The 15076-nt window shown below is 75.7% G+C and carries 1 protein-coding gene (only partly in view); it reads right to left on the reverse strand.

Annotated features, from left to right (window positions below):
* Positions 1-15076, reverse strand: partial view of a non-ribosomal peptide synthetase gene (locus C9F11_RS03330; RefSeq protein ID WP_138957830.1) — the 3' portion only. It continues 7184 nt past the right edge of the window; the window shows 15076 of its 22260 coding nt (coding positions 7185-22260); its start codon lies off the right edge, out of view; its stop codon occupies positions 1-3.

Genomic DNA, 15076 nt, shown 5'->3' on the forward strand with positions numbered 1-15076 from the left:
TCAGGAATCGGCCCCTTCCACCGGGGCTCCGGGCTCGCTGCCGTTCTGACCTGCGGCGACGCCCGGAGCGATCTGCTCCAGATGGCGCCGCAGCGTGGCGTTGAAGGTGAGCGGCGCCTCCAGCATCACGAAGTGCCCGACGCCGTCGACCAGTTCCACCTCGACGCCGTAGCGGCGCGCGGCGGTCAGGTTCGTCGGCATCCAGGACGTCGAGTTGATCAGTACGAGCGGCGCGTCGACGTGCTTGGGCACGTCCTGGAGGTAGGTGAGCATCTCGCGGAACGCGGCGGAGACCACGGCCGCCCCGGTCTCCTCGCGGGTGCGCGCCACCAGGGCGACGAGGTCGTCGCGGGCGCCGTCGAGGAACAGCTCCCGCGCCTGGACCGGCTGCTCGCTGAAGGTGCGCACGAACCGGTCGAGCTGCTCGGCGGAGAGCGCCTTGGGCTCCAAGTTGTGCAGCGTGTCGACGCCGACCAGGCCGCGGACCCGGCCCCCCAGGAGCCGCTCGGCGGCCAGCATCACGGGCCCGCCGAGGGAGTGGCCGACGAGGACCACGTCGTCCAGGCCCTCCTGCTCGACGACGGCCACGACGTCCTCGGCGAACGCCTCGACGGTCCACCGCCGCCGCGACCTGCCCGAGCCGCCGTGCCCTGCGAGGTCCGGGGCGATCACGGTGTACCGGTCCGCGAAGTGCTCCAGCTGGCGGTCCCAGTACGAGGCGTCGCAGCCGAGGCCGTGGATGAGGACCAAGGCCGTCGGCCCGTCGCCGCGCACCCGGTAGTGGATGCGGTTGCCGTCGGCCGACGTGGCCGTGGCGGCGGGCGGAGTAGCCGATTCATCCGGTTTGCGGGCGATGACGCCCACGTGCTCCATGTCGGGGGCGGGCGCGCCGTAGGACTCCCGGTCCACGCCCACGGCGCCGAAGAACCCGGCCCGCTCCACGACGAGCCCGGCGGCCTCGCACTCCCTGCGGAACACGTCGGGGTCGATGGCGTTGATCAGCGGCGGACCGCCGACGACGTGGGCCGCCTCGAAGTGCGCGGCGACGTCGTCGATGTAGCCGGGCCACGGGTCCCCCGCGGCCTTGCGAGCCTCGTAGTCGGCGGCCTTGGGCGCCCAGTAGCCGAAGTACGGCGAGTCCGAGCTGAGGAAGACCTTGCCGCCCGGCGCCAGCCAGTCGTACATCTTGCGCAGCGTGAGCCGGAAGTCGTCCGGGGCGAGGAAGTGCATCACGCGGCTGGCGTGCACGGCGGTGAACCGCCCGGCCTCGAAGTCGACGTCGGGCAGCATGCCCTGGCGCAGGGACAGGCGCTCCCTGGCCTCGTCGTTGACGCGCTGGCCGAGGATGTCCAGGTGCTTCTGCTCCATGTCGAGCGCCACGACGCGGGCCCCGCGCTCCAGGGCGGCGATGCTCGCCACGCCGTACGCACAGCCCAGGTCGAGGGCCTCCCCGCCGCTGTCCCCCGCGTACGCGGCGAACTCCTCGGAGTACGGGATCAGCCGCTCGACCATCACGCCGGTGCGGTTCAGGGTCGCGACCATCCCGCCGAAGTCGAGGGCGGCCGCCGCCTTGAGGTCATCGAGGACGTCGTGGTCACGGGTGACGGGGCGCGCCGGGGCGGCCTCGGGCGCCGGTACGGCCAGAGGAGACGCGGGAGACCCGGGCGTCAGCGGCGCCAGGGACACCCGCGGCCTCGCGGCGGCGGGAGAGGCGTCGGCATCGATTCGGTGCGGTATGTCCGCCAAGTTCCGCAGGACCACGGGCTTGCGGGGCTCCACCACGGACCGCGCGGGGGTGTGCTCCGGCTCCGCCGCGGGCACGGCGGCGGCCTGGGCGGGCTGCTCGGCGCGCACCCAGTAGCGGTTCCGCGCGAACGGGTAGGCGGGCAGCCGCAGGCGCGGCACGGGGTGTCCGTCGGGCCGGGCTACGGCGGTCGGGACGGTGTGCCCCGCGACGTAGCCGCGCGCGACCTCGACGAGGGCGGCGCGCCGCGCCGCCGGGTCGAGCCCGGTGTCCCGGGCGGTGTCGGCCGCGGCCCGGAGCCGGTCGGCGTCCTGCGCCGACGCGGTGAAGCCGCGCGGCACGACGCCCTCGAAGCAGGCACCGGCCGGAGCGGTCCGCGCACGGCGCCGGGCGCGCCAGAGCGCGGCGGCCTCGTCGAGGGAGCCCACGACCAGCGCGTACCGGTAGCGGAAGTGGTGGCGTCCGGTCAGGAGCGTGGCGCTGAGCCGGGGCAGGTCCGCGTCCGTCAGGGCGCCGCTCGCGATCCGGTCGAGCAGACCGTCGACGATCTCCTCCAGGGCCGCCTCCGTCTTGGCGGAGACCGGTAGGAGGTAGGCGGACCGGGCCGGGCCGGTCGTGACCGGCCGGCCGGTGTACTCCCGTACGACCACGTGGGCGTTGGTGCCGCTCATGCCGAACGCGCTGACCGCGCCCGTCCGGTGGCCGTGCCGCGGGGCGGGCCACTCCTTCGTGGCCTTGTTGACGTAGAAGGGGCTCGCGCTCCAGTCGATGTACTCGTTGTCGCGCTCGCAGTGCAGGCTGGGCGGGATGGCGCGGTGGCGCAGCGCCTCCGACAGACAGATCAGGCCGACCAGGCCGGAGGCCGCGAAGGTGTGGCCGACGTTGGGCTTGGTCGAGGTGAGGGCGCAGAACCCGCGCTCGTCCGTGTGCCGGGCGAAGGCCGCGTGCAGCGCGCCCACCTCGACCGGGTCGCCGAGCTTCGTGGCGGTGCCGTGGGTCACGACGTAGCCGATGTCCGCCGGGTCGATGCCGCCCCGCTCGTACACGGACTCCAGGAGGGCGCGCTGGGCGTCGCCCGAGGGGGCGGTGATGCCGTTGGTCCGGCCGTCGTAGTTGAGGCCGCTGGCCGCGATGACGCTGTGCACGGGGTCGCCCGCGGCCTCCGCCTCCGCCAGCGGGCGGAGGACCAGGGCCGTGACCGCCTCGCCGGGGACCATGCCGTCGGCGTCCTGGTCGAACGTGGCGCACTTGCCGGAGGCCGACAGCATGCCCGCGTCGCTCATGGCGGCGAGCGCCTGCGGGGTCAGGACGAAGTTCGCCGCCGCGACGACGGCGATGTCGCACTCCCCCTGGAGCAGGCTCGTGCGCGCCTGGTGGAGGGCCACCAGGCCCGAGGAGCAGGAGGTGTTGACCGCGAGGACGGGCCCCTTCAGGTCGAGGAAGTACGACAGGCGCGCGGCGAGGACGCCGTCGTGGTGCGAGGTGAGGTTGCCGCCCGCGCCGTCGAGGAGCTGGTAGTCGCCCTGCTCCACGCCGACGAACACGCCGACCGTCAGGCCCTCCAGCTCCTGGGCGCCGAGGGCGGCGTCCTCCAGCGCCTTCCAGCACTCCTGGAGGAGGTGGCGCTGGCGCGGGTCGAGCGCGCGGGCCTCCTTCGGGGCGATCTCGAAGAACGCGGCGTCGAACTCGTCCGCCCAGTCGATGCTGCCCATCCACCGGTAGGGCTCCGGCGCGTCCTCGTCCCGCGGCGCCACCGGCGCCGCGCCGAAGCGGACGGGCGGCAGCTCGCGGACGAGGTCCTTGCCGTCGGCGAGCGCGGCCCAGAAGGCGTCCACGTCGCGGCAGCCGGGGAAGATGCCGCTCATGCCGATGACGGCGAGGGCGTCGGCGGCGGGCCGCCGGGCCGCGGAATCCGCCGGGACCGCGACGGGCTCGGCCGACCCGGCCCGCTCGACCTGCCCGGCTTGCCCGGCCTGCTCCACCGGTCCCGCCGACTCGACCGGCTCGACCGGCTCGACCGGCTCGGGAAGCCGGACCCCCGTGTCGTGCACCAGGTGATCGGTCAGGCGCCGTACGGACGGGTGGTCGTACAGGACCGTCGGCTGGAGCGGTGTGCCGAGGCGCTCGGCGAGCCGGTGGGCGAGCTGGGTGAGGCGGATGGAGTCCAGGCCCAGGTCGTGGAAGCCGCTGTCGTCGTCGAGCTCGTCCACGGGCGACTTCAGGACGTGCGCGACGACCTCGCGGACCGCGTCGGCCAGGGCCGCGCGACGCCGGTCGTGCGCCTCGGCCGACTCCCGCGCGAAGGCCGGCTCCCCCGCCACGGACGGCTCCCCCGCGGAGGCCGACTCCCGCGCGGCGGCCGCGCCTTGTGCGGAGGCCGCGCCCTGTGCGGAGGCCGTCGGCTGCGTGCGGCGCGGCGCGGGTGCGACCGCCCGCTCGGCCAGGGCCCCGGCCCGCTCGGCGGACGCGTGCAGGACCAGGGGCGCGGCCGGTCCCGACCGCTCCGCGAGCAGCCGTTCGAGGACGGCGAGCGCGGTGTCGGCGGTCAGCGGCCGCTGACCGCTGGCGGCCAAGTAGGCGGTGACGTGGTCGTGGTCGGCCGCGCGCTGGGCGGCCGCGCCCATCCCGCCGTCCTCCCACAGCGGCCAGGCGACGGCGAGCAGCCGTCGCTCGCCGCGCTCGGCGAGGGCGCGCGCGTACGCCGACTGGAAGCGGTTGGCGACCGCGTAGTCGCAGCTGCCGAAGTCGCCGAGGGTCGCGGAGCTGGACGAGAAGAGGCAGACGAACTCCGCGGCGCGCCCGGCCCGGGTGCGGGCCAGGGCCCGTTCGAGGGCGAGCGTGCCGTCCACCTTGGCGGCGAGGACGCGCAGCGCGGCCTCGCGGGTCGCGTCCGTCACGGCGAGCCGCTGTGCCGTCCCCGCGGCGTGCACGACGCCGTCGATGGCGCGCAGCGCGGGCGGCAGGGTGCTGAGCGCCTCGACCAGGGCGTCCTCGTCGGTGACGTCGGCGCGGCGGCACACGACCGTGCCGCCGTGCTCGCCGAGCCCCGCGGCCCAGGTCTCGTCGGCGGGGCTGAGCGGCGAGCGGCCGAGCAGGACGAGGTTCGCGCGGTAGGCGCGGGCCAGGTGCTCGGCGACGCGGCGGCCGAGGCCGCCGAAGGCGCCGGTGATCAGATAGGTGCCGCCCTCGCGCAGGGCGGCCGGGGCGGGTGCGGGGGTGCCGGGCAGGCTCCGCACCTCGCAGACGTGGCGCTGTCCGCCCCGGTACAGGGCGGCGGCCCGCCGCTCCTGGTGCTGCTCGGTCAGGAGCAGTTCCGCCCAGCGGCTCGCGGGCGCCGCGCCCTCGTGCAGCACGACGCGCAGCGCGGTGCCGGGCAGCGGCCCGGACAGGGAGCGCTCGTAGCCGATCAGGGCGTCGAGGGCCGCCTGGCCCACGGCGTCGTCGAAGTGGCCCGCGACGAGGACGTCGGGGACGGGGCGGCCGGTGGCGGCCACGGCCCGCACGAGCGCGCCGACGTCGGCCAGTTCACGCAGCGGCGGACGGCCGTCCGCGCGCTCGGTGGGCCACAGGTAGTGGACGGCGTCGAGGGGGCCGTGGGCCTCGGCGACGGCGGTGAGCGCCCGCGTCAGGGCCTGCTCGTCGGCGGGGTCGACGCGGTGCACCGACGGATCGGCCGCCCCGGGCCGCGCGGGCTGCGGGGTGCCGGCCCCGGCGAGGAACACGAGGCGGGTGCCGGGCGCGTGCCGGAGCGTCGCGGCCCGGTAGGCGTCCTGGGCCGCGGGGTCGGACAGGAAGGCGACGACCACGCGCCGGGCTCCGGTGTCCGCGACCGCCGTGGCCTCGCGCGCCACCCAGCGCTCCTCGAACAGGTGGGGGGCGACGGCGTCGGCCGCGCGCTCCTCCGTCGGGTCCCGCCGCTCCGCGCGCAGCCAGAAGTGCTGCCCGTCGAACGGGTAGGCGGGCAGGCTCAGGCGGCGCGGGCGCGGCCCGTCCGCGTGGAGCTGCCGCCAGTCGACGGGCTCGCCCGCCTCCCACAGGCGGGCCACCTTGTCGAGCCTGCGCTCGGCGAGCCACTGGCCCACCAGGGTGCGGCGGTCCTCCTCGTCGAGGACGCCGAGGACGGCGGGCGTCCGCGCGGGTGCCGCCGCGCGCTCGGCGAAGTCCTCCAGGGCCGTGACGAGTTCGGCCACGGTCTCCGCCGTGAACGCCGCCCGGCAGGCCATGGCGGTGCGCCCGGCCTGGAAGGTGAAGGCGACGTCGGCGAGGTCCGGCGTCTCCGGCTCGTCGGTGAGGTGGCGCGCCAGGTCGCGGGCGTAGCGCCGCAGGGCGTCGGGGGTCCGTGCCGACAGCGGGACGAGGTGGGGCCCGGGCAGCGGCGTCCCGTGGCCCGCGCGCGGCGGGGCCTCTTCGAGGACGGCGTGGACGTTCGTGCCGCCGATGCCGAAGGAGCTGACGGCGGCGCGCAGCGGCACGTCCGAGGGCGGCAGCGGGGTGAGCCGGTCCACCACGTAGAACGGGGAGTTCGCGAAGTCGATCTGCGGGTTGGGTGCCGTGTGGTTGATGGTCGGCGGCACCGTGCGGTGGCTCAGGACGAGGGCGGACTTGACGAGGCCCGCGAGGCCCGCCGCCGCGTCGAGGTGGCCCAGGTTCGCCTTCACCGAGCCGATGCCGCAGAAGCCGGTGGCACCGGTGTGGCGCCGGAACGCCTCGGACACGGCGTTGACCTCGACGGGGTCGCCGATGACGGTGCCGGTGCCGTGGGCCTCCAGATAGCGGACGGAGTCGGCGCGCACCCCGGCGCGGTCGAGGACGGAGGTGATCAGCTCGCTCTGCCCGGTGCGGCTCGGCGCGTAGTAACCCGCCTTGCGGGCGCCGTCGTTGTTCATGCCGACGCCGCGCACGAGCGCGTGGATGTGGTCGCCGTCGCGCACGGCCGCGCGGGCGTCCTTCAGGAGGACGACGACGGCTCCCTCGCCGCCGACCATGCCGCGGGCGTCCGCCGCGAAGGGCTTGCAGTGCCCGTCGGGCGACAGCGTCATGCCCTCCTCGTAGAGGTAGCCGACGGTCTCCTCGCCGTACATCGCGCAGCCGCCGACCAGGGCGTGCGTGGTCTGGCCCGACTGGATGCCCTGGCAGGCCAGGGCGAGACCGGCGAGCGACGACGAGCAGTTGCTGTGCACGAACAGGCTGGGGCCGCGCAGGCCGAGCCGGTGCGACACGGTCGTCGGCACGCTGCCGGGCTGGGCCTGGAGGAAGCCGACGAGGGCCTCGGAGTCGCGGCGGGCGCCGGGGCCGGTGACGGGCGCCTGGTAGAGGGAGTTGGCGGTGGACATGTACACCGCCGCGTCGGCGATGTCCTCGGGCAGGTACGCGGCGTCCTCGACGGCCTTCCAGGCGTGCTGGAGCAGCTGGCGCGCCTGCGGGTCCATCAGCTCGGCGTCGCGCGCGGAGACCTGGAAGAAGGCGTGGTCGAACAGGCCCTTGCCGCGCATGCTCGCGCGGACGGGCACGTGCGCCGGGTCCTGGATCAGGCGTTCGTCGACGCCGAGGCGGCGCAGCTCGTCCGGCGGGCACAGCTCGACGCTCTCCGTGCCCGCGACGAGGTTGCGCCAGAACGCGCGGTGGTCGTCGGCGCCGGGGAGCCCGACGGACACGCCGATGACGGCGACGGCGCCGTCGAGACCGGCGGGCAGGTCCGGGGCGGCCGGGGAAGCCGGTGCGGTACGGGGCGTGTCCGCGGCGCGGGCCGCGGTGTCAGGACGGTGTTCGGTGCCGGGGCCCGCGCCCAGGTGGGCGGCCGTGCCCGCGGCGTGCACGCAGCCGAAGACGTCCGCCGACGTGAAGGGCACGCCGAAGCGCTCGGCGACGCGGTCGGCGAGCACCACCGCCAGGACGGAGTTGCCGCCCGCGTCCAGGAAGGCGTCCGTGGGGCGCAGCCCGGCGACGCCGAGCACGTCGCGCCACACGGCGAGCACGTCACTGACCTGGACGGTCGTGACGGCACCGCTGGTGGTGACGGCGCTCGGCCGGGCCGCGTCCCGCTCCGCGGCGGGCCCGTCCGGCAGCGTGATCGGCCGCCGCGCCAGGGCGAGCCGGTCCACCTTGCCGTTGGGGGTCTGCGGCAGCGCGTCGACCGGCAGGACGAAGGCGGGCACCATGTACGCGGGCAGGGTCCGGCGCAGCTCTTCGGTCAGCTCGCGCGCGGTGGCGGCTCCGCCGGTCCAGTACGCGACGAGCTGGGTGGCGCCGGTCGCGGGCTCGGCCCTGGTGACGACGGCGCACTCGCGCACGGCGGGGTGCCGGGCCAGGGCGTGCTCGATCTCGCCCGGCTCGACGCGGAAGCCGCGCACCTTGACCTGGGAGTCGATCCGGCCCAGGCACTCGATGGCGCCGTCGGCCAGACGCCGTGCCAGGTCGCCCGTGCGGTACAGCCTGCCGCCCGGGGTGAAGGGGTCGGCGGGGAACCGCTCGGCGGTGAGCTCGGGCTTGTTGAGGTAGCCGAGCGCGAGCCCGTCACCCGCGATGCACAGCTCGCCCGGCACGCCGACCGGGGCCGTGGCGCCGCGCCGGTCGAGGATGTGGATCCGGGTGTTGTCGATGGGGTGCCCGATGGTGACGCGGCGGTCCGCCTCGACGCGGGCGACGGTGGACCACACGGTGGTCTCGGTGGGCCCGAACAGGTTCCACACCTCGCCGCCGAGCGCGGTGAGGCGCTCCTTGAGCGTCTCGGACATCGCCTCGCCGCCGCACAGCACGCGCAGGCCCTCGGCGTTGGTCCAGCCCGCGTGCAGCAGCATCGTCCACGTCGCGGGGGTCGCCTGCACGACGGTCGGCCGCACGCGCGCGATCAGCGCGGCGAGCCGGTCCCCCGAGCGCGCGGTGGCCGGGTCGCTGAGGTGGCACTCGGCGCCGGTGACCAGCGGCAGATAGAGCTCCAGGGCGGCGATGTCGAAGCTGTGCGTCGTCACCGCGAGGACCCGGTCGGCCGCGCCGAGGCCCGGCCGCTTCGCCATCGCGCACAGGAAGTTGGTGAGCGCCCGGTGGGGCACCACGACGCCCTTCGGCAGGCCGGTGCTGCCGGAGGTGTAGATGACGTAGGCGGGGTCCTCGCCGCCGGGCGCGGCGTCGCCGGAGCCGGTGTCCGGCGCGTCGGCCACGGGGTCGGCGGCCGGGTCGTCGAGCAGCAGCAGCTGACCAAACCGGTCCGCGTCGGAGAGGCGCCCGCGCAGGGCGCTGTGGCTCAGCAGGACGGCGGGCGCGGCGTCGGCGAGGATGTGGGCGATCCGGTCCTGCGGGTAGTCCGGGTCGAGGGGGATGTAGGCGCCGCCGGCGCGCAGCGTGGCGAGCAGGGCGACGACGAGGTCGACGGAGCGCTCCAGGTGGACGGCGACGAGACGGCCGGGGCCCACGCCGAGCCGGCGAAGGCGTGCGGCGAGCTGCCGGGTGCGTTCGTCCAGGCGCGCGTACGTCACGGACTCGGTGCCCGCGACGAGCGCGACCGCGTCGGGCGTGCGGGCCGCCTGGTCGGCGAACAGCTCGTGGACGCACCGCTCCGGCTGGGTGACGGCGGTGTCGTTCCACTCCACGGCGAGCGTGTGCAGCTCCTGCGGCGAGGCCGCCGAGCAGTCGTCGAGCCGCCGTCGCGGGTCGGTGGCCGGGGCCGACTCCAGGAGGTGGACGTACTGGCGCAGCAGCCGGTCCACCGTCGTGGCGTCGAACAGGGCGGGGTCGTACTTCGCCTTGACGGTGTGGGCGCCGTCGGCGGAGTGGGGCGCGATGACCTCGAGGACGAGTTCGTACTCGCCTTCTTGGTGGATGCCCTCGACGTGACGGACCCCGGGGGTCCCGGCGGTGACGTCCTCGTGCCAGTCCTGGTACATGAAGGCGTGGCGGAACACGGGCGCGGAGCCGTCGGCCGCGCCCGGGCCGAGCTCGCGGACCAGCGGGCCGAACGGGTAGGCGTGCGCGAGGGCGTCGAGCAGCGTCCCCTGGACGTCCGCGCACAGCTCGGCGAACGTGGCGTCGCCGGACATCCGGCTCCGGACCGGCACCATGGTGACGAAGTGGCCGACGGTGTCGTCGAAGCGGCGGCCCGGCCGGGTGCTGACCGGCATCCCGACGACGATGTCGTCCTGCTGGGCGTACTGGCGCAGCAGGACCTGGTGCGCGGCCAGGAACACCGCGGACGGGTAGACGCCGTGCTCGCGGGCGAACCGCGCGAGGCGGTCGCCGAGGTCCGCCGGGAGCCGCACGGCCTCGGTCGCGCCGTGCCGCCCCTGGTCGGGGGCGGAGCGCGGCCGGTCCGTGGGGAGGGCCGTGGCGGGCGGGAGGGCCGCCAGCTGCTCGCGCCAGTAGGCGAGCCGGGCCGCGCCGTCGTCCCCGGCCAGGAGGGCGGCCTCGGCGGCGGCGAACTCGGCGTACGGGGCGGGCTCGTCGGCCGGGAGCGCGGCACCGCGGTAGGCCGCGAGCAGGTCCTTCACGAGCACGACGGCGGAGGCGCCGTCGAGCACGAGGTGATGGGCGTTCAGCAGGACCCACGCGCCGGTGCCCCGGGCGTCGCGGAAGACGCTCAGCCGGCACAGCGGGCCGTGCTCCAGGTCGAAGGGTTCCCTGGCGTGCGCGCGCAGCCGTGCGCGCACCTCGTCGGGGTCCGTCGCGGTCAGCCCGTGCTCGGTGACCGCGGCGGGCGTGGCCGTGGGCCGGGCGAACACGAGGCGGTCGCCGTCCCGCCGTACGACGGCGGTGAGCAGCGGGTGGCGGGTGCGGACGCGGTCGAAGGCGGCGCGCAGGGCCGGGAGGTCGAGGTCCGCCACCTCGAAGCACAGCGGCACGTTGTACGCGCTCGCCTCGGGCGCGGACTTCTGGAGGCTCCACAGGCCCCGCTGCCCTTCGGAGAGCGGGTGCGGCACGAACTGTGCGGGCTCGTCCACCGGGAGCTCCTGAGCCGTACGCGGGCGTACGCCGTCGAGGTGGGCGGCCAGGGCGTCGACGGTCCGGTGCTCGAAGAGCGCGGCCGAGGCGAAGTCCGCGTGGAGCTCGCTCCGCACCCGCCGGGCGAGGCGCACCAGGCCCATCGACGCCAGGCCGAGCGCGGTGAACTCCCGGTCGGTGGCCACCTCGTGGGGCGCAGTGTCCAGCTCCTCGGCGAGTGCGGCGCGCAGCCAGGCGCGGACGTCGGAGGCGGCCGACCCGGGGCGGGGTTGTGGCCGCGCGGTCTCGGAGGCCTCGGTCCGGACCGGCTCCGCGCGCGCGTGGTCGCTCCGTGCGGGCGCGTACCAGTGGTCGCGCCGCGCGAAGGGGTACGTCGGCAGGCTGACGCGGCGCGGCGGGTGCCCGGTGTACAGCTCGCCCCAGGTGACGCGCGCTCCGGTCAGCCAGCTCCGTGCCGCCGCGTGCGGGTCACCGGTCGCGCCGCCCGCCGCCGAGGCGCTCGCGGCCGCGTCGGTGAGGTCGGCGTACCGGTCGGGGCCCGCGACGCCGTCGGCGCTGAACTCCGCCAGCGCGGTGGCCAGTTCGGCGGTGGAGCGGACGACGAGCGCCAGGCGCACCGGCAGCTCGTCACGGCCGGTCTGGAGGGTGTGCGCGATGTCGCGCAGCGGCGTCCTGCGTCCCTCGCGCTCCGCCTCGCGCAGGTGTGCGGCCAGCCGTCCGGCCGCCGTGCGCAGCCGCTCGGGCGTGTGCGCCGACAGGGGGACCAGGCAGGTCTCGTCGGCCGCCGCCTCGATGGAGCGCGCCTCGTCGTCGGCCATGTCCTCGTATTCCTCGATGATCAGGTGTGCGTTCGAGCCGCCCGCGCCGAAGCAGGAGATGCCCGCGCGCCGCGGCACGGGGCGCCCCGCGGCGTCGGCCGGGTTCCAGGGGGCGAGCTCCCGCTGGACGTGGAACGGCGACTGCTTGAAGACGATGCCGGTGTTGAGGTCCTCGGCGTTGATGGAGGGCGCGAGCGCGCGGTGGCGCAGCTGCATCAGGACCTTGGTGAGGCCGGCGACGCCCGAGGCGCTCTCGCAGTGGCCCAGGTTGGACTTGAGCGAGCCGACGGCGCAGTACTGCCCCGGGCGGTCACCGGCGAAGGCGCGGCTGAGCGCGGAGATCTCCAGGGAGTCCCCGAGCGGGGTCGCCGTGCCGTGCGCCTCCACGTAGCTGACCGTGTCCGGCGTGACCCCGGCCCTGGCCAGGGCGCGGGTGACGACGTCACGCTGCGCGTCCAGGCTCGGCATGCTGTAACGGCTCGTGCGGCCGCCGGAGTTGACGGCGCTGCCCTTGATCACGCCGTAGACGTGGTCGCCCGCGGCCACCGCGTCGGCCAGCGGCCGCAGCACCACGGCGCCGACGCCCTCCGCGGCGAGGAACCCGTCCGCGTGTTCGGAGAAGGGGCGGCACCGCTCGCCGGACGACAGCAGGCCGTGCTCCTGGAGCACGTCGAAGTGGTCCGTGCCGAGGAGCAGGTTGACGCCGCCCGCCACCGCGCAGGCGCTGTCGCCGGAGAGCAGGCTCTGCACGGCCAGGTGCAGGGCCGTGAGCGACCCGGAGCACGCCGTGTCGACGGCCACGCTCGGGCCCTGGAAGTCGAAGAGGTACGAGGTGCGGTTGGCGATGGACGAGTAGGCCGTACGGCCGTTGTACGTGGCGTTCATGACGCCCACGAACACGCCCACGCTGCCGTGCCCGGCGAGCGCGGCGGGCGTGTAGCCCGCGTCCTGCACGGCGCCGTGCGCCGTCTCGATGAACAGCCGCTCCTGCGGGTCCATGGCCGCGGCCTCGCGCTCGTCGATGCCGAAGTACGCGGCGTCGAAGGAGGCCACGTCGCCGAGGAAGCCGCCCCAGGGGCGCTCCCGGTCCCGCCAGTCGCACCACCAGCGGTCGGCCGGGTAGGGCGCGGTCGCGCTCTCGCCCCTGGCCAGGTTCTCCCACAGGCGCGCGGGGCTGTCGGCGCCGGGGTAGCGCCCGGCGAGGCCCACGACGGCGATGTCGCCGGAGTGCGGCTCGGGCTGCCGCGGCGCGGCCTCAGGCCGCGCCGCGGCGGTGCGAGTCGCCGGACGGGTGTCTTCCGTCGGAAGCACCATGGGCGTCGCGGTGCCCAGGACCTCGGCGAGCCGCGCGGCATGTGTCGTCGCGAAGTACGCGGCAACGTCGCGGACCGTCGTGTGGTCGAAGAAGAGCGTGCTGCTGAGGTCCTCGAAGGCGCGGCCGAGGGTGTTGTTCAGCTGGACCACGAGGATGGAGTCCAGGCCGAGGTCGAAGAGGTCGGCGTCCGCGTCGAGCCGCTCGGGATCGAGCTTGAGCGTCTCGGCGACGAGGCCGGTGACGTACGCGACGGCCCGGTCGGCGAGGGAGGCCGCGGACGCCTGGGGCGCTTGCGGCACCTCGGGCGCTTGAGACATCTGGTGGGCTTGAGGCACCTGGAGTGCCTGGGGCGTCTCGGCCCGTTCGTCCCGGGCGGCTGCCGCGTCGAGGCCGAAGAGCGCCCTCAGCTCCGGGCGCCGCCGCTCCACGAAGTGCTCCACGAGCTCGTCCAGCGTGCGCAGTTCGAAGAACAGGGTGCTGCTGACGTCCTCGAAGTCCCGGGCCACGGCGCTGTTCATGCCGGACACGAGGATGGAGTCGAGGCCGTAGTCGTGCAGGTCCTTGGCCGGGTCGAGCTCCCCGGCGGCCAGGCGCAGGGCCTCGCGCAGCAGCCGCTCGAAGTAGTCGGCGGTACGGGCGCGCAGCTCGCCCGCGTCGTCCGCGAAAGGCGCTGCGGAAGCCGCCGCGGGAGGCGCCGCGGGAGGCGCCGTCACGGCGGCCGCGGGGGCGGTGGCGCGGGACGCGGCCCGGCCCCGGGGGCCGTCGGCCGTGCGGAACCGGCCGTCGCTCTCGGCGACGAGCAGCATCTGCCCCAGCACGTGGGCCTCGGTGTCCGGCTGGGCGCCGGTGCGGAACCCCTCGTCCTCCAGGACCTCGCGCCAGCTCTCGGCGGAGAGCACCGGGCTGCCGGGGATGCGCAGGGCGGCGTCCCGGTACAGCCACCAGCCGTCCAGGAGGCCGAAGGTGACGTGCGCGAGGAGGGTGTTGCGGCTCATCTCGTTGAGGAAGAGCAGGCCGCCCGCCCGCAGGGTCGCCTTGACGTTGCGCAGGGTGCGGGAGATGTCGGCGGTGGCGTGCAGGACGTTGGTGGCCACGACGACGTCGAAGCCGCCGAGGTCGACGCCCTGCGGCCCGGGCGCGTGCTCGGCGTTGAAGATGCCGGTGGTCAGGTGCGGGTAGCGGGGCTTGAGGCGCTCCTCGGCGCGGAACAGGAACGCCTTGGACAGGTCGGTGTAGCGGTACTCGGCGATCCGGTCGCCGAAGGGCTCCAGGGCCTCCAGAACCTTGACGCTGGTCGCGCCGGTCCCGGCGCCGACCTCCAGGACGCGCAGCCGCCGCCCCGGCTCGGCCGCGCCCCAGGCGCGCACCGCGTCGGCGAGGACCACGCCGAGCTGGTCGTTGAAGTAGTCGACGACCGGGTCGCCCCGGTAGACGCCCTCGACGCGGGACAGCGAGGAGCCGGGGAAGAGGATCTCGGTGCCCTGGCGCGCGCCGGTCAGGACGTCCGCCAGGGCCTGGAGGCAGGACTCGACGAGGTCGACCTGCGCGCGCTGGTTGGCGTTGGGCTGCCAGCCGTCGCGCTCGGCCCGCCACTGGCGCCACAGGGCGGCGGCGTCCAGGTCCCGGGCGGCGAGGGCGGGCCCGGCCTCGGCGAACAGCCGGTGGCTCTCCGCCAGCCAGCGCGCGTACCGGGGCAGGACGCGGTGGCCCGTGCCGTCCGGGCGGGCGGCGCCGAGCTCACGGAGCGTCACGTACAGCAGGTTCAGGGTGAGTTCGCGCATGCGCGGGTGCGGCAGGAGGCCGCGCAGGCGCTCCACCTCGCCGTGCGGCGCGCGGTGCGCGGACACGACGGCGTCGCGTACGGAGGGCAGCGCGGGGCGGTGGTCGCCCTGGTGCTCGTCCAGGGCGAGGCCGCGCAGCGCCTCGTCGCCGAAGGTGCGCATCAGCGTGACCTGGCTGTGCTCGCCCGCGAGGAAGGACTCCAGGGCGGTGAACGCCTCGTCGGGGTCGAGCGAGTCCACCCCGGCGGCGGCCATCCGCTCGCGGTAGAAGGCGTCGCTGACGACACCGGCCACGCCCCAGTACCCCCAGTTGACCGTCTTGGCCACGGTGCCGCGGCGGCGCAGGGCGTGCGCGAGGGCGTCCTTGAAGGTGCACCCGGCGGCGTAGTTGGCCTGTCCGGGAGCCCGTACGAAGCTCTCGACCGAGGAGAAGAACAGCAGGAAGTCCAGCGGCTCGGCCCCGAACACGTCGGCCACGTGGACGCCG

This window comes from Streptomyces sp. YIM 121038 (genome assembly GCF_006088715.1).
Lineage (GTDB): Bacteria > Actinomycetota > Actinomycetes > Streptomycetales > Streptomycetaceae > Streptomyces.